Origin of the sequence: Rhizobium redzepovicii, assembly GCF_019793435.1 — a bacterium.
Lineage (GTDB): Bacteria > Pseudomonadota > Alphaproteobacteria > Rhizobiales > Rhizobiaceae > Rhizobium > Rhizobium redzepovicii.
In genome coordinates, this window is record NZ_JAILYH010000011.1 from 200,987 (window position 1) to 217,735 (window position 16,749).

Here is a 16,749-nt window from a genome sequence, read left to right on the forward strand (position 1 = left end):
GGGTTTTCTCTGCCGTAGATCGGAGGGAGATAAAGTATGAGCAAAACGATGCCTGCACAGGATTTAGGCTATCGTCCTCAATTTATGCAGATGATCGTATACAATTTGCTGGCGCTTCGAGCACAAATTCCGTTTAACTTTTGCCGGGAAGCCAGATATGGTTTGCCGATCACAGGAAATCGATTTTCATGAAATCCGCTGCCAAGGCCATGCAGGCCGAAGACTCCGCCGAAACCAGCGCACAACTGATCCGTGATTCCATTCGCGAAGCAATCGTCGAGCGCAGGCTTTCGCCCGGCACCAAGCTCTCCGAAAAAGATGTCGGCAACCTCTTCAGCGTCAGCCGCACGCTTGCCCGCGCGGCACTGCAGGCGCTCTCCTATGAAGGTCTCGTCAGCGTCGAGAAGAACCGCGGCGCCTTTGTCGCCTATCCCTCGCCCGACGAGGCCCGGCAGATCTTTGCCGCCCGCCGCCTGGTCGAGCCCGGCATATTGCGAGAGGCAGCCGCGCGGATCACGCCTGGTGACATCAGCCAGCTGAAACAGCTTCTGCTGGAGGAAGGCCGCCTGATGAGCGAGCGCGGCCAGACGGCGCGACGCGCCGAGATCAAGGCGTCAGGCGATTTTCACCTGAGGCTGGCCGAGATCTCCGGCAATGCGATCATGCAACGCTTCATGGAAGAACTGGTCGCCCGCTCGTCGCTGGTGATTGCCCTTTACGGCCAGTCGACCGCCTCGAGCTGCGGCCATTCAGAACATGGCGAGATCATCACGGCGATCGAAAATAACGAGCTCGACCGCGCCTGCCAGCTGATGCTGCATCACATCACCCATATCGAGACCGATCTCGACCTGCGCGAACGCAAGAGCCTCGGCCTCAAGGAAGCCTTCGAGCTTTAATGCATGTCACCCGGAAGTGTGCAGCGGTTCCGGAATAACGACATGCATCGAAACAAAGAGCTGGAGCGCGTCGCATGAATCAAGTTTGATGCGACGCGCATTAGGAATGCCTTTCAGGCTGTCGGCATGCGAAGACGCCGGGCGCGCGGCTTCGCCACGCCGTCGCGTGTCCCGCGCAGTCCGAAGCCCTACCAAGGCGTCTGCTTCGGCAGCATCTCGAAGGCCGCGAAGATATCCTCCGCAGTCCTCGGCTCATCCGAGCGCAGCTTGACGGTCCCGTCGCGCCCGATCAGGATCAGCCCGAACTCGCCGGATGGCGGGCCCTGCAGCCGCTCTCTGACATCGTCGGCATCGAGATCGGAGCCATCGTCGAACAGCGAGAAAGCGCCGCCGCCGGCGATGATGAAAACTTCGACGTCTTCCTCGATGAGACGCATATGCGCGTTCCGCAGCCATTCGTCCTGGATGACGGCGCGGTCGTCCTGGGCATCGGCAAAGATGATCAGCACCCGCTTCCTGTCGCGAAACTGCTCGAGCGACTGCGGAAGTTCCGGTTCACGCCGCGGCGTGCCGATGATTTCATGAACGATGGATTTCAGCATGGTGCTTATTCCTCACCCGCACTGGCGGCGGGCATGCCAGTAAACGGCTGGCAATGGGCGAGGTTCCGCCTGGAAGCGGAAAAGGATCGCAGCCATGGCCGCGATCCTCATCCTGTCAGTCGCGGTTCTGATCTTCGGCCGCGTGGGCCGAAACGGCGACGAGATCGACCGTGCCGTTGGCAAGCAGGCGCTTGCGCACCAGCACGCGCATGACACGCGCCGCCGTCGAAAAGGTCATCTGGTCGAGCGGGCCTTCGCCCTCCCACGGCTTGGTCAGCCGCTCGGTGACGGCGCCGACGATGTTCATCGGCACGATGTCGGTGCATTCGCGCATGGCTTCGAATACGAAGCCGATAGGGATGACCCGTCCTTCGTAGGTGACGATCGGTTCGGTCAATTCGCTGTCCCATTCCTCGAAGGCGTAAAGTGCTTCGCGAAACAGCTGCTGGAGGGTAAACGGCGCGTGGCCGTCATGAAGTGGCGGCAGGGCATTCATCATGTCTGTCTCCTCTTGATGGGTTGAGGCCAAAGTCCTCCGGTCTCGGTCGCGCCAACGCGGGGAATGGCAGGTTTTGCTGCCCCTGCGAACCGAATAACACTATTGATTCTATAGAGTAACGCGCCGGGGTAAAGCCCAATTCTGCGCCCTTGCGGAAGCGAATTCCATAACGCGCTGATTTTCTTGCGTGTTTTAGTGGAAATTTTCTCAGCCACGCCCCTTCCTGAAAATCCATGCCAGCGGCTGCAAATCGCCCCGCAATGGTACGACGGGGCGAAAAAACCCTGCAAATTCACGGAACTTTTGCCGCTGTAATTTGTTTTGTTCTCACACTTCGAAAAACAGTCTGGGGTAATCACCAATGACGCAAATCCATGAACCGGAGCGCCGAAGCAGAATCCTGCGCGGCCGCCCATATAGCCTTGATGAATTCGCTTCCAAATATGGTCTTGGCGGCGAGCAGGCCGAAAGTCTTTTCACCCGTTTTGGGCCCTCTTCGATCGAGCTCGACCTGCTGATGGCTGCCAAGCGGCGCCTGCCGGTTCGTAACGACGGGCCGGTTCCGCAGGACAGAATTGCCGAATAACACCTTTCACGAATGGAATAGATAGATGAGCGACAAGCGCCACGAATGGATTAGCAAAAGAGCTTACGCGATCTGGGAAGAACAGGGCCGCCCCGAAGGGCGCGGTGACGAACACTGGCGCCAGGCAGTGGCCGAGCGCAATGCCCTGGAACGCACACAAGCCTCTGTCGACGGCCGCGAGGTGCTGGTGAAATTTCGCCCGAAACAGCCGCGGCCCGAACTGCCGCTCCAGGATTGGCTCAACCCTTCGACCAAGGTTGGCTGATCTCTATCTTATGTTGGCTGCTGAGGCCCCTGCGGGGAACCTCAGGATGAGGGCGGAGAGAGGTTGCGGCTTACCTCATCGGAGATTGCGGCGCCTTACGCCGATAGCCTAGCAGCAGGGCACAACAATGCGGGCGGAGAGAGGGCGCGGCTTGCCCGCCCAAGAACGCAGAGCCCTGCCGCCGACGGTCTAGCCTCAGGGCACAACAACTAGCCCTCATGGTGAGGAGGCACGCAGGGCCGTCTCGAACCACGAGGGCGGGTGATGGCCACTCCAGCGCCGCACGATTGCTGCTCACTCGCTCCCCATGCTCGCCTCTCGCCATGGAAGTCACAATCTACATCCTCCGTTGCAGCGACGGCTCTTATTATACCGGGCTGACCAAGCAGGAGATCGAGGCGCGTGTCTGGGAGCACAATGCCGGCACCTATGACGGCTACACCGCCAAGCGCCTTCCCGTCGAACTCGTGTTCACCGAAACCTACGACCGCATCATCGACGCCATCGCCCGCGAGCGCCAGATCAAGGGTTGGTCGCGCCAGCAACGGCAACGTACAAGGATGAGGTTGGAGAGAGGTTGGCGCTTGGGGTTTGCGGCTCGCGCGCGCCAACAATGGCACAGTCTAGCCGTTTCCCGAGACACCAGCGCCGCCATTGGAAACCATTCTTCAAGCATAATGGCACAAATCCAGGGAGTACGAGCTTTCCCTCTGACCGCCCGCGACAATGCCGCTCGACACTTTCTTCGCAAAATCGGAAACGGATGAGAATGAAAACGTGGTCGCTCGCAGGACGCGGATTTCATCTCGTCGTGGCCGATCCCGGCGCCCGGTCGGTGCTGTAAGATCGGGAAGAGCCTGAAAGCCCTGCCGGGGCGGGCCGTGTCAGAAAACGTTGTTTTCCACGCTAAGCGCCCTGTGGACCTCGGTCCAGAACAGCGCCAGCGGGGTGTCCCCGTTGCGTTCGGCAACGAGCGCGCGGATCAGCGCTTCGGAGCCTGCCATGTCCTGCCAGCTGGATTTCAGGCCTTTGGCGGCCTGTTGGCATTCGGCAATCTCGAAGGGGCGCTTGCTGTCCATATGAGGTCTCCTCGTGGAAAGGCGCTAGCAGGCGGAGCCGGGATTGTCATTCCCCGCATATGTGGGGATGCCTTGTATTTATGACGGTCCTCACGGTAGGATTGAGGGAATTGGGGCAGTGGAAATGATCGAGAATAGCTATAGCGATAAGTTCGAGTCCGCCTTCGAACAGATCAAGGCGGCGGCCAATGTGGATGCTGCCATCCGCATTCTCCAGGCGCAATATGGCCTCGATTTCGTCACCTACCATCTCGCCCAGACGATCGCCAGCAAGATCGACTCGCCCTTCGTGCGCACCACCTATCCGGATGCCTGGGTCTCCCGTTACCTGTTGAACAGCTATGTGAAGGTGGATCCGATCGTCAAACAGGGCTTCGAGCGCCAGCTGCCTTTCGACTGGAGCGAGGTCGAGCCGACGCCGGAGGCCTATGCCATGCTGGTCGACGCCCAGAAGCACGGCATCGGCGGCAACGGCTATTCCATTCCCGTCGCCGACAAGGCGCAGCGCCGCGCGCTGCTGTCGGTGAACGCCCGAATCCCGGTCGAGGAATGGACGGAGCTTGTCCGGCGCTGCCGCAACGAATGGATCGAGATCGCCCACCTGATCCATCGCAAGGCCGTCTACGAGCTGCACGGTGAGAACGACCCTGTGCCGGCACTGTCGCCACGCGAGATCGAGTGCCTGCACTGGACAGCACTCGGCAAGGATTACAAGGACATCTCGGTCATCCTCGGCATTTCCGAGCACACCACACGCGATTATCTGAAGACCGCCCGCTTCAAGCTCGGCTGCGCCACCATCTCGGCCGCCGCCTCGCGGGCCGTGCAATTGCGCATCATCAATCCATAGTCTTTGCTCGGCGCATGTCGTGACGTCAGCCCTCATGCTTTTGGGCTAATCCCCTCATCTGAGGGGGCCCATCTGAGGGAATTTCCGAACCGGCCGGCCTGAACCATTCTGCTCTCCACGAACTTGTAAACGCTGGAGGGCAAAATGTTCGTTATCATTCAGGCACATGAGTATCAGAAATACGCTGCCGTACTCGACCAGATGTTTCGCCTGCGCAAGAAGGTGTTCGCCGATACGCTCGGCTGGGACGTTCCTGTCGTCGGCCCTTACGAACGCGACAGCTACGATGCGCTGGCTCCTGCCTATCTCGTCTGGTGCAACGACAGCCGCACGCGTCTTTACGGCGGCATGCGCCTGATGCCGACGACCGGCCCGACCCTTCTCTACGATGTCTTCCGCGAGACGTTTCCCGATGCCGCCGATCTCATCGCGCCGGGCATCTGGGAGGGCACGCGCATGTGCATCGACGAAGAGGCGATCGCCAGGGATTTCCCTCAGATCGACGCCGGCCGCGCCTTTTCGATGATGCTGCTTGCGCTTTGCGAATGCGCGCTCGATCACGGCATCCATACGATGATTTCCAACTACGAGCCCTATCTCAAGCGCGTCTACAAGCGCGCTGGCGCAGAAGTGGAAGAACTCGGCCGCGCAGACGGCTACGGCAAGTACCCCGTCTGCTGCGGCGCCTTCGAAGTGTCGGACCGCGTGCTGCGCAAGATGCGCACCGCCCTCGGCCTGACCCTACCCCTTTATGTCAGACATGTTCCGGCCCGCTCGGTCGTGACGCAATTCCTGGAGATGGCAGCATGAACCGCCTCGCTGAAACCGCAATACAGAAAGATATCGGCGCCCTGGAGCGCCACGTGCTCGCCTCCCGCGATATCGCCACGCAGATCGGGGATCCCTTCCTCTCCTATCTCCTCTCGATGGCGCTGTTCACCATCTACGAGAAGAAGGCTCACCACGAGAACGAGGCGCTGAAGAGCAGCTTCAGCTGAGGGCGCGACCCCCTCCGCACGCCTGAAGACGAGCATGTCTCCCGGCGCCTCGCGCGCAGCCGCAAAACCTGTCCCCGTTTTGCGGCTGTGCGCCCCGTCATGTCATCAGCGAATTGCCGTCACGTCATCAGGGAATCGATCGTCGAGATCAACGCGTCGTGCATATAGGGCTTCGGCAGGAAGGCGGTGTTGGCGGGCAGCGCCATGGGGTCGAGCCGCACCATGCCCGAGGTGATGATGATGCCGATGTTCGGCCGCATCGCCCTCACCCGCTTGGCAAGCTGGATGCCATCCATGGTACCCGCCATATTGACATCGGTGAACAGGATATCGACATCCTGCCTGCCCTTCAGCACCACCATCGCCTCGTCGGCATTCGCCGCCTCCAGCGCCACATGGCCGACCTCTTCAAGCACATCGAGAACATTGAACCGGATCAGCGGCTCATCCTCGACGATAAGCACCACGGCACTGTTCAACGCCACCATCTGCGATCGCCCTCCTTCATCGAATCCAATCTCTGTAATTGTCGCCGGCGCGAGAAGGTTCCAGTACCGGCGCCGATGAAATATGCATCGTCCACAGATGCTTGCGCTCTGCGCTTGTGGCTCCCTGCAATTTGCGTTAGAGCGAACCGATGCTGCGGGAACCATTGCCCCGGTATCCTGGCGCCGGCCTCCGGCGCCAAGGCGCCACCACCGGCGTCAAGGGCCTGTAGCTCAATGGTTAGAGCCGGCGGCTCATAACCGCTTGGTTGGGGGTTCGAGTCCCTCCGGGCCCACCATTTTTTCTTGTTTTAAGGGATTTGATGAGGGGGTTAGCCTTTGGTTCAGCGCCATCTTGATCGACTGTAGCCGGACGCGGAATTCCGGAATTTTGACACCAAGTTCCGGAATTTTACAAGAATCGTTGAAGGGGCTTTGAAGGCCACTTGAGCCATCAGTAGCGAGACGATCAATTCCGATCGATCACGGCAGAATGGTGTAAACCCTCATGACATTAACAAAATCGTTTGAGAGGGAGCTATGGGTAATCAGTTCCTCTATTTTCTCCGCCCAATAATCGGTATCGGGCAAAATAAGGGTTGCGCCGTTTCGAGCTAGGAATTCGGCGGCGGCGTGAAATGCTGTTCGCTTGTTACCTTGTTCGAACGCGTGGGCTTTCGCGATTGCGAACAAAAGGTTGCCGAAGGCCTGCACAAGATCTGGCCCCTCATAGTGCCAATGGTCCCGAGGCGACATCACCGCAGCTTCTAAAAGCCCAAAGTCTCGCAGAAAGTGCACCTCCCCAGTCTTGGAAACTTGTTCCGCGTTGATGGCAACCACCTGATGCACTTCAATCCAGATCGGCGAGTTCATTTGGCGAGGCGCGCTGTGATTTTAGGGAACCGCTGATTCAGGTCGTCACGAATCGCCTTCTCATCATCAGCCATGGTCTTGGATTGTTCTCGGATCTTGGCATCGATACTCGGTTGGAGCTCTTTTTGCAGGAAAGAAATGAATGCCTCATCGATTGCAATCATGTCTTCCTGCGAGCGGATCGATTCGGCGCTTCTCTTGCGGAAAAATTTCCTCTTTCCGGGCTCGCCAATCCGCAGAGCACGCTCTTCAATAGCCTGCCGCATCGCTGGGAAAATTTGGCGCATCTCTAATATGTGTTGGTAGGCGCGCATGCCGTACTCGATGCAGCCCAACCTGACTTCGATAAGCTTCATTCTGTCGTTATCTGCGATCATCGCATCAACAGCATCACGAAGAGCGGCGCGCTCCAATGCATCAGCTGAACGAAGCCTAAGGACGAATTTCGCGAAACCGCGCGCAAAAATGGCAGCAGCCTCGGCCGGGTCGGAATCGAGCGATGGCCAATCCGGACGCGGATAGGCTCCAAACCTTTTTTCACGCTCTTCGAGAAGTGCTAAAGCTGCCATCGCCCGTTTTTATCCTTCATCTCTTATTAAGATGCTCAGGAGCTATTTTCAATTCCCTGCGTTTGGCGCGGTCAGCTCCATCAAGTCACGGATAGAACTTCGCCTTTTCCGACTGAGGCACGCGGCCCACGGTTCTGAGGATGGTGTGAGGCAAAGGATGGACATGTGAACCGCGCCTAGTTTGCCGGGGGCCATTTCGTTTAAATTATGCGGCCATGGCTGGCGCATCCGCATGGCGTAGTATCGTTCTTCGGCCTCTGCTGGCGGAGTGTTTCAGATGGGTTCCAGAAGACGCCGGTTTTGTTGAACCAATCGACCCATTCGAGTGTGGCGAACTCCACGGCTTCGAAGTTGCGCCATGGTCCTCGCCGATGGATGACCTCGGCGTTGTGAAGACCGTTGATCGTTTCGGCGAGAACATTGTCATAACTGTCGCCAACTTCCAACGGAGGGCTCGATGCCCGCCTCCGCCAGTCGCTCGGGATACCGAATTGACACGCATTGCACGCCCCTGTCGGAATGGTGGATGAGGTCGCCGCGATAGATAGGCCGTCGATCATGAAGCGCTTGGTCCAAGGCATCGAGGGCCAAACCCGCATGGGCGGTCCGGCTTGCCCGCCCGATCCGGTCGCGCGTTTCAGGATCATCAGATTGTTCACAAAACGCGGCGACACGCGGAAATGCCGAGCCGCCTCTCGATGGCTATGGCCTTCCTCGACAAACGCAGCAACACGCACGCGCAACGCGATCGGATGTGATTTGCCCACGGCCCTTCTCCCTCTGTCAATCAAAGGGAATCACACCTCCACTGATTGGAGAATCCTGAATCTCAAAAGCCGCGACACGCTTTAGTGTCAGACAACATCGACAATTTTCACGGTCATTTCGTCATCGCGTTGCGAGCGAGTTTGCTCGGTGAAGATTTGCTGTTTTACTTGATCCCTAACTCCACACCTTTAGTCGCCTTGGGACGGCCAATCGTATCCTTGAGCCAGCATTCGTTTTTTTTGGGAATATAGGAAAACGCCTTGCAAGCATTGTCGCCGATACAGGCGGTGAAACATAGCAGATAGTTGCTGCCTCTTAGGCGTCTGTAGTCACCGCCGGGAAGATCGATGCCCGAATAGCTCGTGAAATCAGACACGATCACATCGGCTGCCTTTGACGATGCATAGGCGGCGACCGCATCCGAATTCCGTATCAGGGCAACAATGTTATCTTTCAGGAAGCAAACGCTGTGCTTCGTGTTGTAGGTAGTCGCCTTGCACTGGCTCTCGCCTTCGCAAATTTCGTGGCACCCCGAATAAGTGACATCCTTGACGGCTCGGTAGTCGAAGCCGATCGCGTCGTAGCCGCGAGCATCGATGAATGAAGCGGTTGGTTGCGCGGGGAGATTGGTCGTGGCGCTTGGTGTGTTGGTCGACGCCTGTTCCTGCTCCTCGCCGTAGCAGAGAATCTGGAACACCGACGGCGTGATTTTGTCCGCCACATCGGCTGTCGAGATCGGCTGCTGGTCTGCCGCCTTGTCGCCGGATTGCCCTGTGATGCTCTGAGATTGCAGGAAAAGGTCGGCAACCGAAGCACGAATAGCGAAATTCACATTCTGCGCCGTGATACCGATCTCATCCGCGATCCCTTTCGACAGCGTCGCGCTGGTGATGCCCATAAGAAAGCCGTCGCGGTCAACGACCGGGCCACCGGAATTACCGGGCTGGATCGGTGTGGAAATCTGGATGTACCGGGTGTCATTTCGAAGCCCTGCCAGCGCATTCACGTTGCCTGTGGTGACCTTGACCGAATCCGACAGCAATGTCGCCAGCGGGTAGCCTATGGCAACGATGTCCTCGCCGACCCGCGTTGGAGCGTGACGGAAGACAAGAGGCTTCAACGGCTCCGCGGCATTGATCTTCACCAACGCCAAATCATTCGTGGCGTCGATGCGGGGATCGGTGGCGTCTCCCTTGCCTTTCACCTCGATGCGCTTGCAAGCCTGGACGACGTGCGCATTTGTCAGCAGCCATCCATCGGTGGTTACTGCGAAGCCGGTCCCTGATGACGTCGGGCCGTCGGCAAGACATGTGGAAGCAAGGACCGCGGAAAACACAGCGCTCAAGATTACGCGAAACACGGCTGCCATCAGTATATCCCCAGTTGTCCGGAGATTAGACCTTTGCCCGGGTGCTTTTCAACCAACTCTTGCGGTCAGGCTTAATGCCATAACCATGCAGGGTCCCGCCGTCTGGAGCGATCAGGGATCAGTGGTTGACCGCATGCTCAGCCCGATCGTCGAGCCACCTGCCTTTCGATAGAAGTTGTGGTATTTTTTTTACGGATGTCGTTGTTCTCGGGAGGATAGCAATTCATGGTCGTGCACAGGGATATGACGAGCGACGAATGGAAGTGGCTTGTGCGCCTTTGCCAACACGAAGCGGACAGCATTCCGAAGGAAATCGAAGCGCGGTTTACCGAACTTGGTCTGTTGGGGCCGAATGGTCTTTCGGACAATGCCAGGAACCTGGTTCAAAATGAACTGCTGGCAGAGCGGCGGAACAGACTGCAAGGGCTTCACTGATTGATACCGTTGGACGCCAAGCAGGAGTCCAAGGCGGTGATGTTCATGCGGCACGTCCAAGCCGGAATCCGACTATCTCGGTTCCGGACTTGGTCATGGATTTTCTGCCAACGGCCCGAGCCGGCCTCTAATAGCTGCAGGAGCGACCGTCGCTAGGTCTAAACCCACCGCCGCAGGCCGGGTTGAGCGGCATCTCTTCCCGATAATAGCCGCCCCCGATCGACGAGGTCTGATCGAGGTATCCGGATGATGTGCAGGCCGAAGTGATCGTGGCAAGGCTGATCAGCGTTCCGGTCGCGATAAATGCGAAAAATCGGTTCATCTGAGCTTCTCCTTCGGAGGGCCCTTGGCTTGGCCCTGAACGGAGAATTTACCACGCGATCCCGCATGTTCGCGAGGATTTATGGTGTGAGAGTGCCCTTCGGCGGCCCTCATAACGCCAATGTGATCTCCCAAGCCATGCACTGTCGCATAACTGTCATGTAAAATTGCCCATTGCGATGGCAGCTTGGGCAAAATATATGCTGCCGGCTAACAAAAAAAAGAATGAGTGAACTGCCATGAGTGCCCTGCATAAACTTTTCAACCGCAATCTCCTGACCCGTTTCGTGACCGGTCTCGGTGCGGTTCCCCAGCGTTTTCGCGACGCCCGCGAAGAGCGCAAGCCTGCGATCCATCCGTCTTTCATGGATGATTTCGGCGCTTAAATCCGCAATGTGTCCGCTGGCCGAAAGGTAAGGCAAACGACCTTATCCTGGCTGGCGTGCGCCCTCAATTCACTGCGGGCGCTGCCGGTTCTCCCCAGCTCGATATGGGCTGACCGGCCCTGGTTGCCACCCTCACATCATAGAGCGCGAGCGAAGCCTGAAGCTGCTGCGTATCGTTGCAACGGTTGATGACGCCGCCGATATATTGCACGCAGTCGCTGGCGCTGCCCTGCACGGAGCCCGTCGACCAATCCTTGACGATCCCATCGGCGCCCACCAGGAAATAGGACAGCCGGTTGCTCTGCGACACCGTGGAGCTGCCGACAAGGCCGGCAAAGTTCGTGCCGGTCTCGGTCTTGGCGGCGGGCGTCATATGCCGGTAGATCGTCATGCCGTTCTTCAACGGCGTCACGCGATCATCGGCCCATAGGTCGCGTCGGAGCCGGAAAGCCGCGCCATCGGCGATTGGACGAGATTGGCGATCTCCGTATAGTGTTTGCCGAGCGCATAGCTGATGTAGGAGCGGTTGGCGGCATTTTCAGCCTTTTCCGCCACCTGGGAGCAGCCCGCCAGGCCGATCGCGAGGCCGATCGAAAGAATTGTCATGAAGCGCATGCTGCGCCCTTGCCGGTCACAGCATGCCCGCCCCTGTTTCTTAACCCGCCGTCTTTGCTATCAGGTTTGGGGGATTTGGTAGGTGGTGGGAAGACGGAGAAATGGAGAGGCTGTGCCGTGGGCGCTACTCACCGTCGAGCCGGATTCGCGTTCCACGCCCGCACCCTCACATTTTTTCTCTCCGCACACACTCGCCCTTCTCTTCCGCCGCAATAGCTTCACAATCAACCGACAGAAAGTTCATCCGGGAAACGACAACTAGGGAATGAAACATGGCGCCGATTCTCTCCAAGACTCTTCTGATGACTGCCCTTCTCGCCCTGCCGCTCGGCAGCGCAGCGCCGGTGTTGGCGCAGGAGGCAAAGCCGCGTGAGGCGGTGATTTCGGTGACGGGGGATGGTGAATCGGCCCTTGCGCCCGATATGGCCGTCGTCAACCTTGCCGTCGTCAAGCAGGCAAAGACCGCCCGCGAAGCGCTCGACGAGAACAACAAGGCGATGAACGAGGTGCTGAAGGCGCTGAAGGACGGCGGCATCGCCGAGCGCGATCTGCAGACCTCCGGCTTCTCAATCCAGCCGCAATACAACTACCCGCAGCCGGTCGATGGTCAACAGCAGCAGCCGCAGTTGATCGGCTACCAGACCATCAATTCCATCACCATCAGGCTGCGTGATCTTGCCAAGCTCGGCCAGGTGATCGACCAGTCCGTCACCCTCGGCATCAACCAGGGCGGCGACATCCAGTTCACCAACGACAAGCCGCAAGCAGCCCTCGAAGAGGCGCGCAAGAATGCTGTTGCCGAGGCGGTGAAGAAGGCGAAGACTCTGAGCGAAGCCGCCGGCGTCAAGCTCGGCCGCATCATCGAGATCAACGAGAACGTGCCGCGCCCGATGCCGCAGCCGGCCTATCGCGCCACGATGATGAAGGAGGCCGATTCGGCCGTTCCCGTGCAGAGCGGCGAGAACAACTACACTGTCAGCGTCACCGTGACTTTTGCGATCGAACAGTGAAATGAAAGTGCCGGCGGCAGCCAACACCCTCCCCAACCCCTCCCCACAAGGGGGAGGGACTAAGCTGCGGTTGCCGACGGCGGCCAAAATGAAGGTCTTGCTGACTGCCACCGTTCGACGAATTGCTTGGATGGAAATTATCTGAGGCGGTGCGGCATGTTAGACCCTCCAGGGTCTACCGAGCGTAGAACAACCTCACAAAAAGAAAACCGCCCTTGCCGATCCGGGGAGACTGGCAAAGGCGGTTCTGGCCGCCGCATCGGGGAGACGAGGCGGTATTCTAGTTTATCAGCGGCGCAGAGCCGGGCAGCCGCGGACGTTGCCGAAGCTCATCTCGCCGGGGCCGCGACGCGTCCAGCCCTGGACAATGACGCGGCGCGGGGTGACGTCGACGACGCGGGCGCGGCGGAAGCCGTAATCGCGGGCCATGTCTTCGGCCATCCGCGGATCACAGCCGCGCGGACGGCGGTCGTAGCCCAACGGCGGGCGATCGTAGCCCGGAGCCGGACGGCGGTAGTCCCGCGGCGCGTCACGGTCCTGATCGCCGATAATGATATTCAACTGCGCGGCGGCGGGCGCCACCGTGCCGGCAAGGGTGCCGGCGGTCAGCATGACGGCAAGACCCGCCTTTGCCAAAAACTGCATCATCGAAAAACCTTTCGTTTCAAAGTCGGTGCGGCCGAGCCGCCTGGGAATCACCCATACGGATTAGAGAAGAAGCGGCTGAACGTGTCGCCGTCAAGGCAAAAGCGGCCGGCAAGCGCCGTGTCGGCGCCTGCCGGCGCAGTCCTCAGCGCCGGATCAGCGGGCAGCCGCGGACATTGGCGAAGACCATTCGGTCCCAGCCACGATGGTCGCGGCCGGAAACGACGACGACGCGCGGCGACATGCGAGTGATCTGGGCTCTGCGCAGACCGAAATCGCGCGCCTTGCGCACTGCATGCATCGGCGAGCAGCCGCGAATCGGCCGGTGATATTGCGCCTCGACGACGAAATTCGTCTGCGGCCCAGCGGCTGCCGCGGTGGTGACCGTGGCCGGGACGGTGCAGAGGGCGAGCAATGCGGCAAGCGAGGCCTTGGCGAGGAAATGTGTCATGGGGCGTCTCCGTCGATTGGTCCTATTTCTACGCATGTCGTTATTGCGCGACATGCTTGGGTTCTCCCTTAGGGATTGCCTCGACAGTAAACGCTGTAAACTGAATGGCGTTCGAACCGACCATTCACTTCTCATTCACAAGGATTAATCCTTTCACGGGCCAAGATGCAGAACGATTTCCCGCCGGTGCGGGCGGTCGCGATGCTCGAAGAGATAGAGGCCCTGCCAAGTGCCGAGCATCAGCCGGCCCCGCGCGACGGGAATGCCGACCGAGACCTGCGTCAGCGCCGCCTTGATATGCGCCGGCATATCGTCCGGCCCTTCGGCGCGATGCACGACCCAGCCCATCGACGGATCAGAGGCCGGCGGCACGAGGCGGCGGAAGAAGGAAAGCAGATCGGTTTGCACGTCGGGATCGGCATTTTCCTGGATCAGCAGCGAGCAGGAAGTGTGGCGCACGAAGACAGTGAGAAGCCCCTCCTCCCGCCCTGATCGGTTGACAAAGGCGTCTGCCTGATCGGTGAATTCGTAAAGGCCCTGTCCGCGTGTGGACAGTGTCAGGATCGTCTGTGGCAAGGCGCTCTCCCGTCTCGGAATCTTATCGGCGCGAGGTGGCTCGTCAGAAGAGGCAAGTCAATGCTTGATCGGTTCAGAGTTTGATCAGCGTCTCGAAGCCGCCATAGATCATCCGCTTGCCGTCGAAGGGCATCTGCCATTGGTCGCCCTTGAGCCTCGGATCGGCCATCACCTTGGCGTTGACATCGTCGCGCTGCTGCCGGGACCGGTAGACGATCCAGGCAAACACCACCACCTCGTCCTCCTTGGCCTGCACAGCGCGGGGAAAGGAGGTGAGCTCGCCATAGGGCACGTCGTCGCCGATGCATTCGACATATTCCAGCGCGCCATATTCCTTCCAGATCGTGCCGGCAAATGTCGAGAATTTCTTGTAGGCCTCGATATTCTCCTTCGGCACCGCCACGATGAAACCGTCGACATAGGACACGATCATCTTCTCCATCTATCTCGCGCTGGAGGGAGAGATAGGCGCGCGGCCAGACAGATCCAGGGATGATGCGCCGGCAGCGGTAATCAGGCTCCGTTCACCAGCTTGAGGATGAGCTGCTGGATATTGCCGCCGTCGCCCATTTCGACCTTGTCGAAGTCGCGGCCGCGCTGGCGCTGCTTTGCAGAGATCTCACCGAGGCGGCGGGTCAACTCGATGCGGATTTTCTTGCAATCGGGATCGTCGGCAACGGTGAGGCCGATGCTCATCGTCTCGATTTCCTTGACCATCTCCTTGATGGTCTCACCGTGCACCCGCTCATGCGCCTGCACGCCTGCGATGAAGCTCTCCCAACTGGCCTGGACGGCCGGCGGCAGCGCCGTGGAGGGTTTCGGCAGCGTATAGGTGATGATCAGTTTCGGCCTGTTGGTGGTGATCACGCAGGCGGCGCCTTGCGCTTCGTATTTCCGGGTCCAGGTCAACTTGAAGGTCGTATGCGCGATCACCCGGCCCGCACCGACTTCAGGCCCCCGCGCCCCGATCGATTCGTAGAGTTCGGCGCCGGTCTTCCCCGATATCGAATAGGGCCGCACTTCTTCCACAGCCTGCCATTCGGCCACTGCGGCGGCTGGTGCTGCGGCGACAATCGCCGCCAGGACATAGGATAGAAAAGTTTTCGTCACGCGGCCCCCGCCGAATAGTGATTTGCGCGGACCCTAACGGCAGCCGCTGCTGCTTTCAACGCACCAGATATGCATCAGCCCTGCAGCGTCTTGACCTTGGTAAGATCGGGGAAGAGCCGCATCCACAAGAGCACGACGATTACAGTGCCGAGCCCGCCGACAATGCCGGTGGCGACCGGCCCAAGTGCTGCCGCCATCATGCCGGATTCGAATTCGCCGAGCTGGTTGGAGGTGCCGATGAACAGCGAGTTGACCGCACTGACACGACCCCGCATCTCATCCGGCGTCAGAAGCTGCACCAGCGAGCTGCGCACGACGACGCTAACCGTATCCGACGCGCCGACGACAAGCAGGGCGGCGACAGAAAGCGCGATGTTGGTGGACAGCGAAAAGACGATGGTGGCGACGCCGAACACGGCGACGGCGGCAAGCATCTTGCGCCCGACATTGCTCTCGAGCGGGCAGCGGGCCAGCACGATCGACATGGCAAGCGCGCCGATCGCCGGTGCGGCGCGCAAAAGGCCGAGCTCCCAAGGGCCGGCATGCAGGATATCGCGGGCAAACATCGGCAAGAGCGCGGTGGCGCCGCCGAGCAGCACCGCGAAGAGATCGAGCGAGATCGTGCCGAGCATCACCGGCCGGCTGCGGATGAAGGAGACGCCGGCAAAGACCGAGGCCAGTGTCACCGGCTCGCGCTTGCCGGGCGCCCATTGCAGGCGGATCGAGATGACGTTGACGCTGGCGGCGGCAAAAAACAGCGCCGACACGGCGAAGGGCGCCACCGGGTTCAGCCCGTAGAGCAGGCCACCGAGCGAGGGGCCGATGATCAGCGCCGTCTGCATCAGCGAGGTGGAGGTGGCGACCGCCTTCTGCAGCATCGAAGCCGGCACGATATTCGGCAGCAGCGCCGCCATGGTCGGCCGCTCGAAGGCGACAACGGCGCCAAGCACGGTGACGGCGACAAGGATACCTGAAGGCGTCAGCCATTGCTGCCAGGTGGCAACCGCCAGCACCAGTGCCGTCACCGCCTCGATCAACTGGCAGATGAGGCCGATGCGCCGCCGGTCGAAGCGGTCGGCGACATGGCCGACGACGAAGGTCAGCGCCGCCATCGGCAGGAACTGGCAGAGACCGACGAGGCCGAGCGCAAAGGCGCTGTGCGTCTGATCATAGATCATCCAGCCCATGGCGATGCCAATGGACTGGAAGGCAAGCGAGGAAAAGACGCGGGAGGCAGCGAAGTTCAGATAGCCGGGGTGGCGAAGAACGCTCCGCGGGCCTTGAGGTATGTCCATTTGCGATGTCACCGGCCGACGCGGCTGCGCCGGCCTTTGCAGGAGTTTGGGAAGATCAAAACG

General features: G+C 59.7%; 26 protein-coding genes, 1 tRNA gene and 2 pseudogenes. 12 read left to right on the forward strand and 17 right to left on the reverse strand.

The window, feature by feature from the left end:
• Positions 1 to 36: 36 nt before the first annotated feature.
• Both K6N12_RS19245 and K6N12_RS19250 read left to right on the forward strand, forming a co-directional pair.
• Positions 37 to 192 (forward strand): hypothetical protein, encoded by a 156-nt coding sequence (locus K6N12_RS19245; protein ID WP_165503930.1) that lies wholly within the window; start codon positions 37 to 39, stop codon positions 190 to 192.
• Positions 189 to 899, forward strand: coding sequence for a GntR family transcriptional regulator (locus tag K6N12_RS19250; protein ID WP_131711337.1), 711 nt, complete (start codon positions 189 to 191; stop codon positions 897 to 899). Before K6N12_RS19245 ends, K6N12_RS19250 begins: the two co-directional genes overlap by 4 nt.
• A gap of 188 nt (positions 900 to 1,087) precedes the next feature.
• Here K6N12_RS19250 and K6N12_RS19255 read toward each other — a convergent pair whose 3' ends face one another.
• A complete protein-coding gene (locus K6N12_RS19255; RefSeq protein WP_097628189.1) occupies positions 1,088 to 1,501 on the reverse strand; it encodes a DUF4174 domain-containing protein in 414 nt (137 codons plus the stop codon).
• A gap of 115 nt (positions 1,502 to 1,616) precedes the next feature.
• Positions 1,617 to 2,000 (reverse strand): BRA0787 family protein, encoded by a 384-nt coding sequence (locus K6N12_RS19260; RefSeq protein ID WP_003593258.1) that lies wholly within the window; start codon positions 1,998 to 2,000, stop codon positions 1,617 to 1,619.
• Between the two features lie 361 nt (positions 2,001 to 2,361).
• Here K6N12_RS19260 and K6N12_RS19265 point away from each other — a divergent pair, with 361 nt between their 5' ends.
• The 3 genes and pseudogenes from K6N12_RS19265 to K6N12_RS19275 all read left to right on the forward strand — a co-directional run.
• Positions 2,362 to 2,586, forward strand: a complete 225-nt coding sequence (locus tag K6N12_RS19265) for a hypothetical protein (protein WP_012558422.1) — start codon at positions 2,362 to 2,364, stop codon at positions 2,584 to 2,586.
• 25 nt (positions 2,587 to 2,611) lie between these two features.
• On the forward strand, positions 2,612 to 2,851 hold the full coding sequence (locus K6N12_RS19270) for a DUF2934 domain-containing protein (protein ID WP_097628188.1): 240 nt from the start codon (positions 2,612 to 2,614) through the stop codon (positions 2,849 to 2,851).
• 323 nt (positions 2,852 to 3,174) lie between these two features.
• Positions 3,175 to 3,402, forward strand: a pseudogene (locus tag K6N12_RS19275) (GIY-YIG nuclease family protein); the annotation flags it as partial.
• A 333-nt stretch (positions 3,403 to 3,735) separates the two neighbouring features.
• Here the strand turns inward: K6N12_RS19275 and K6N12_RS19280 are convergent.
• A complete protein-coding gene (locus K6N12_RS19280; RefSeq protein ID WP_097628187.1) occupies positions 3,736 to 3,930 on the reverse strand; it encodes a hypothetical protein in 195 nt (64 codons plus the stop codon).
• Between the two features lie 124 nt (positions 3,931 to 4,054).
• On the opposite strand from K6N12_RS19280, the gene K6N12_RS19285 reads away from it, so the two are divergent.
• The 3 genes from K6N12_RS19285 (at position 4,055) to K6N12_RS19295 (ending at position 5,778) form a co-directional block, all read left to right on the forward strand.
• Positions 4,055 to 4,780 (forward strand): LuxR family transcriptional regulator, encoded by a 726-nt coding sequence (locus tag K6N12_RS19285; RefSeq protein WP_097628186.1) that lies wholly within the window; start codon positions 4,055 to 4,057, stop codon positions 4,778 to 4,780.
• A 144-nt stretch (positions 4,781 to 4,924) separates the two neighbouring features.
• A complete protein-coding gene (locus tag K6N12_RS19290) occupies positions 4,925 to 5,590 on the forward strand; it encodes an acyl-homoserine-lactone synthase (protein WP_088936510.1) in 666 nt (221 codons plus the stop codon).
• Positions 5,587 to 5,778 (forward strand): hypothetical protein, encoded by a 192-nt coding sequence (locus K6N12_RS19295; RefSeq protein ID WP_003593249.1) that lies wholly within the window; start codon positions 5,587 to 5,589, stop codon positions 5,776 to 5,778. Before K6N12_RS19290 ends, K6N12_RS19295 begins: the two co-directional genes overlap by 4 nt.
• Before the next feature lie 119 nt (positions 5,779 to 5,897).
• On the opposite strand, the gene K6N12_RS19300 is transcribed toward K6N12_RS19295, so the two are convergent.
• Positions 5,898 to 6,266 carry a response regulator gene (locus tag K6N12_RS19300; RefSeq protein ID WP_012558426.1) on the reverse strand — a complete coding sequence of 123 codons (369 nt, stop codon included), beginning with the start codon at positions 6,264 to 6,266 and terminating at the stop codon, positions 5,898 to 5,900.
• A 220-nt stretch (positions 6,267 to 6,486) separates the two neighbouring features.
• Between K6N12_RS19300 and K6N12_RS19305 the strand changes: the two genes are divergently transcribed.
• Positions 6,487 to 6,562: transfer RNA gene (locus tag K6N12_RS19305), tRNA-Ile, on the forward strand.
• A 184-nt stretch (positions 6,563 to 6,746) separates the two neighbouring features.
• Here K6N12_RS19305 and K6N12_RS19310 read toward each other — a convergent pair.
• The 4 genes and pseudogenes from K6N12_RS19310 to K6N12_RS19330 all read right to left on the reverse strand — a co-directional run bounded on the left by K6N12_RS19310 (position 6,747) and on the right by K6N12_RS19330 (position 9,842).
• A complete protein-coding gene (locus K6N12_RS19310) occupies positions 6,747 to 7,136 on the reverse strand; it encodes a type II toxin-antitoxin system death-on-curing family toxin (RefSeq protein ID WP_097628178.1) in 390 nt (129 codons plus the stop codon).
• Positions 7,133 to 7,705: a hypothetical protein gene (locus K6N12_RS19315; RefSeq protein ID WP_097628177.1), complete on the reverse strand. Its 573-nt coding sequence runs from the start codon at positions 7,703 to 7,705 to the stop codon at positions 7,133 to 7,135. The genes K6N12_RS19310 and K6N12_RS19315 overlap by 4 nt, the downstream gene beginning before the upstream one ends.
• 205 nt (positions 7,706 to 7,910) lie before the next feature.
• Positions 7,911 to 8,323: pseudogene (locus tag K6N12_RS19320) on the reverse strand (integrase core domain-containing protein); the annotation flags it as partial.
• Between the two features lie 313 nt (positions 8,324 to 8,636).
• Entirely contained in the window at positions 8,637 to 9,842 is a 1,206-nt protein-coding gene (locus tag K6N12_RS19330; RefSeq protein ID WP_097628176.1) for a trypsin-like peptidase domain-containing protein, read from the reverse strand.
• A gap of 225 nt (positions 9,843 to 10,067) precedes the next feature.
• On the opposite strand from K6N12_RS19330, the gene K6N12_RS19335 reads away from it, so the two are divergent.
• On the forward strand, positions 10,068 to 10,277 hold the full coding sequence (locus K6N12_RS19335) for a hypothetical protein (protein WP_012558428.1): 210 nt from the start codon (positions 10,068 to 10,070) through the stop codon (positions 10,275 to 10,277).
• 127 nt (positions 10,278 to 10,404) lie between these two features.
• Here the strand turns inward: K6N12_RS19335 and K6N12_RS19340 are convergent, their stop codons facing one another.
• Positions 10,405 to 10,599: a hypothetical protein gene (locus K6N12_RS19340; RefSeq protein ID WP_097628175.1), complete on the reverse strand. Its 195-nt coding sequence runs from the start codon at positions 10,597 to 10,599 to the stop codon at positions 10,405 to 10,407.
• 238 nt (positions 10,600 to 10,837) lie between these two features.
• On the opposite strand from K6N12_RS19340, the gene K6N12_RS19345 reads away from it, so the two are divergent.
• Complete coding sequence (locus tag K6N12_RS19345; RefSeq protein WP_003593213.1) at positions 10,838 to 10,984, forward strand: hypothetical protein; 147 nt, start codon at positions 10,838 to 10,840, stop codon at positions 10,982 to 10,984.
• Positions 10,985 to 11,048: 64 nt separating this feature from the next.
• Here the strand turns inward: K6N12_RS19345 and K6N12_RS34150 are convergent, their stop codons facing one another.
• Together K6N12_RS34150 and K6N12_RS34155 are read right to left on the reverse strand one after the other, a co-directional pair.
• Entirely contained in the window at positions 11,049 to 11,396 is a 348-nt protein-coding gene (locus tag K6N12_RS34150; protein WP_239620172.1) for a hypothetical protein, read from the reverse strand.
• Complete coding sequence (locus K6N12_RS34155) at positions 11,393 to 11,590, reverse strand: hypothetical protein (RefSeq protein ID WP_239620170.1); 198 nt, start codon at positions 11,588 to 11,590, stop codon at positions 11,393 to 11,395. Before K6N12_RS34155 ends, K6N12_RS34150 begins: the two co-directional genes overlap by 4 nt.
• A gap of 281 nt (positions 11,591 to 11,871) precedes the next feature.
• On the opposite strand from K6N12_RS34155, the gene K6N12_RS19355 reads away from it, so the two are divergent.
• Positions 11,872 to 12,609, forward strand: coding sequence for an SIMPL domain-containing protein (locus tag K6N12_RS19355; protein WP_097628174.1), 738 nt, complete (start codon positions 11,872 to 11,874; stop codon positions 12,607 to 12,609).
• Positions 12,610 to 12,897: 288 nt separating this feature from the next.
• Here the strand turns inward: K6N12_RS19355 and K6N12_RS19360 are convergent, their stop codons facing one another.
• The 6 genes from K6N12_RS19360 to K6N12_RS19385 form a co-directional block, all read right to left on the reverse strand.
• Positions 12,898 to 13,257 carry a hypothetical protein gene (locus tag K6N12_RS19360; protein WP_097628311.1) on the reverse strand — a complete coding sequence of 120 codons (360 nt, stop codon included), beginning with the start codon at positions 13,255 to 13,257 and terminating at the stop codon, positions 12,898 to 12,900.
• Positions 13,258 to 13,399: 142 nt separating this feature from the next.
• Entirely contained in the window at positions 13,400 to 13,705 is a 306-nt protein-coding gene (locus tag K6N12_RS19365) for a hypothetical protein (protein ID WP_064839834.1), read from the reverse strand.
• Between the two features lie 153 nt (positions 13,706 to 13,858).
• A complete protein-coding gene (locus K6N12_RS19370; RefSeq protein WP_097628173.1) occupies positions 13,859 to 14,281 on the reverse strand; it encodes a secondary thiamine-phosphate synthase enzyme YjbQ in 423 nt (140 codons plus the stop codon).
• Positions 14,282 to 14,354: 73 nt separating this feature from the next.
• Positions 14,355 to 14,708 (reverse strand): DUF1428 domain-containing protein, encoded by a 354-nt coding sequence (locus K6N12_RS19375; RefSeq protein WP_012558435.1) that lies wholly within the window; start codon positions 14,706 to 14,708, stop codon positions 14,355 to 14,357.
• Positions 14,709 to 14,794: 86 nt separating this feature from the next.
• Positions 14,795 to 15,391 (reverse strand): DUF922 domain-containing Zn-dependent protease, encoded by a 597-nt coding sequence (locus tag K6N12_RS19380; protein ID WP_097628172.1) that lies wholly within the window; start codon positions 15,389 to 15,391, stop codon positions 14,795 to 14,797.
• Between the two features lie 74 nt (positions 15,392 to 15,465).
• Complete coding sequence (locus K6N12_RS19385) at positions 15,466 to 16,686, reverse strand: MFS transporter (protein WP_097628171.1); 1,221 nt, start codon at positions 16,684 to 16,686, stop codon at positions 15,466 to 15,468.
• Positions 16,687 to 16,749 lie beyond the last annotated feature (63 nt).

Excerpts from the sequence above, each read along its gene's own strand:
- K6N12_RS19245 (WP_165503930.1), top strand. The coding sequence starts at position 37 with ATGAGCAAAACGATGCCTGCACAGGATTTAGGCTATCGTCCTCAATTT.
- K6N12_RS19250 (WP_131711337.1), top strand. The coding sequence starts at position 189 with ATGAAATCCGCTGCCAAGGCCATGCAGGCCGAAGACTCCGCCGAAACC.
- K6N12_RS19255 (WP_097628189.1), bottom strand. The coding sequence starts at position 1,501 with ATGCTGAAATCCATCGTTCATGAAATCATCGGCACGCCGCGGCGTGAA.
- K6N12_RS19260 (WP_003593258.1), bottom strand. The coding sequence starts at position 2,000 with ATGATGAATGCCCTGCCGCCACTTCATGACGGCCACGCGCCGTTTACC.
- K6N12_RS19265 (WP_012558422.1), top strand. The coding sequence starts at position 2,362 with ATGACGCAAATCCATGAACCGGAGCGCCGAAGCAGAATCCTGCGCGGC.
- K6N12_RS19270 (WP_097628188.1), top strand. The coding sequence starts at position 2,612 with ATGAGCGACAAGCGCCACGAATGGATTAGCAAAAGAGCTTACGCGATC.
- K6N12_RS19280 (WP_097628187.1), bottom strand. The coding sequence starts at position 3,930 with ATGGACAGCAAGCGCCCCTTCGAGATTGCCGAATGCCAACAGGCCGCC.
- K6N12_RS19285 (WP_097628186.1), top strand. The coding sequence starts at position 4,055 with ATGATCGAGAATAGCTATAGCGATAAGTTCGAGTCCGCCTTCGAACAG.
- K6N12_RS19290 (WP_088936510.1), top strand. The coding sequence starts at position 4,925 with ATGTTCGTTATCATTCAGGCACATGAGTATCAGAAATACGCTGCCGTA.
- K6N12_RS19295 (WP_003593249.1), top strand. The coding sequence starts at position 5,587 with ATGAACCGCCTCGCTGAAACCGCAATACAGAAAGATATCGGCGCCCTG.
- K6N12_RS19300 (WP_012558426.1), bottom strand. The coding sequence starts at position 6,266 with ATGGTGGCGTTGAACAGTGCCGTGGTGCTTATCGTCGAGGATGAGCCG.
- K6N12_RS19310 (WP_097628178.1), bottom strand. The coding sequence starts at position 7,136 with ATGAACTCGCCGATCTGGATTGAAGTGCATCAGGTGGTTGCCATCAAC.
- K6N12_RS19315 (WP_097628177.1), bottom strand. The coding sequence starts at position 7,705 with ATGGCAGCTTTAGCACTTCTCGAAGAGCGTGAAAAAAGGTTTGGAGCC.
- K6N12_RS19330 (WP_097628176.1), bottom strand. The coding sequence starts at position 9,842 with ATGGCAGCCGTGTTTCGCGTAATCTTGAGCGCTGTGTTTTCCGCGGTC.
- K6N12_RS19335 (WP_012558428.1), top strand. The coding sequence starts at position 10,068 with ATGGTCGTGCACAGGGATATGACGAGCGACGAATGGAAGTGGCTTGTG.
- K6N12_RS19340 (WP_097628175.1), bottom strand. The coding sequence starts at position 10,599 with ATGAACCGATTTTTCGCATTTATCGCGACCGGAACGCTGATCAGCCTT.
- K6N12_RS19345 (WP_003593213.1), top strand. The coding sequence starts at position 10,838 with ATGAGTGCCCTGCATAAACTTTTCAACCGCAATCTCCTGACCCGTTTC.
- K6N12_RS34155 (WP_239620170.1), bottom strand. The coding sequence starts at position 11,590 with ATGACAATTCTTTCGATCGGCCTCGCGATCGGCCTGGCGGGCTGCTCC.
- K6N12_RS19355 (WP_097628174.1), top strand. The coding sequence starts at position 11,872 with ATGGCGCCGATTCTCTCCAAGACTCTTCTGATGACTGCCCTTCTCGCC.
- K6N12_RS19360 (WP_097628311.1), bottom strand. The coding sequence starts at position 13,257 with ATGATGCAGTTTTTGGCAAAGGCGGGTCTTGCCGTCATGCTGACCGCC.
- K6N12_RS19365 (WP_064839834.1), bottom strand. The coding sequence starts at position 13,705 with ATGACACATTTCCTCGCCAAGGCCTCGCTTGCCGCATTGCTCGCCCTC.
- K6N12_RS19385 (WP_097628171.1), bottom strand. The coding sequence starts at position 16,686 with ATGGACATACCTCAAGGCCCGCGGAGCGTTCTTCGCCACCCCGGCTAT.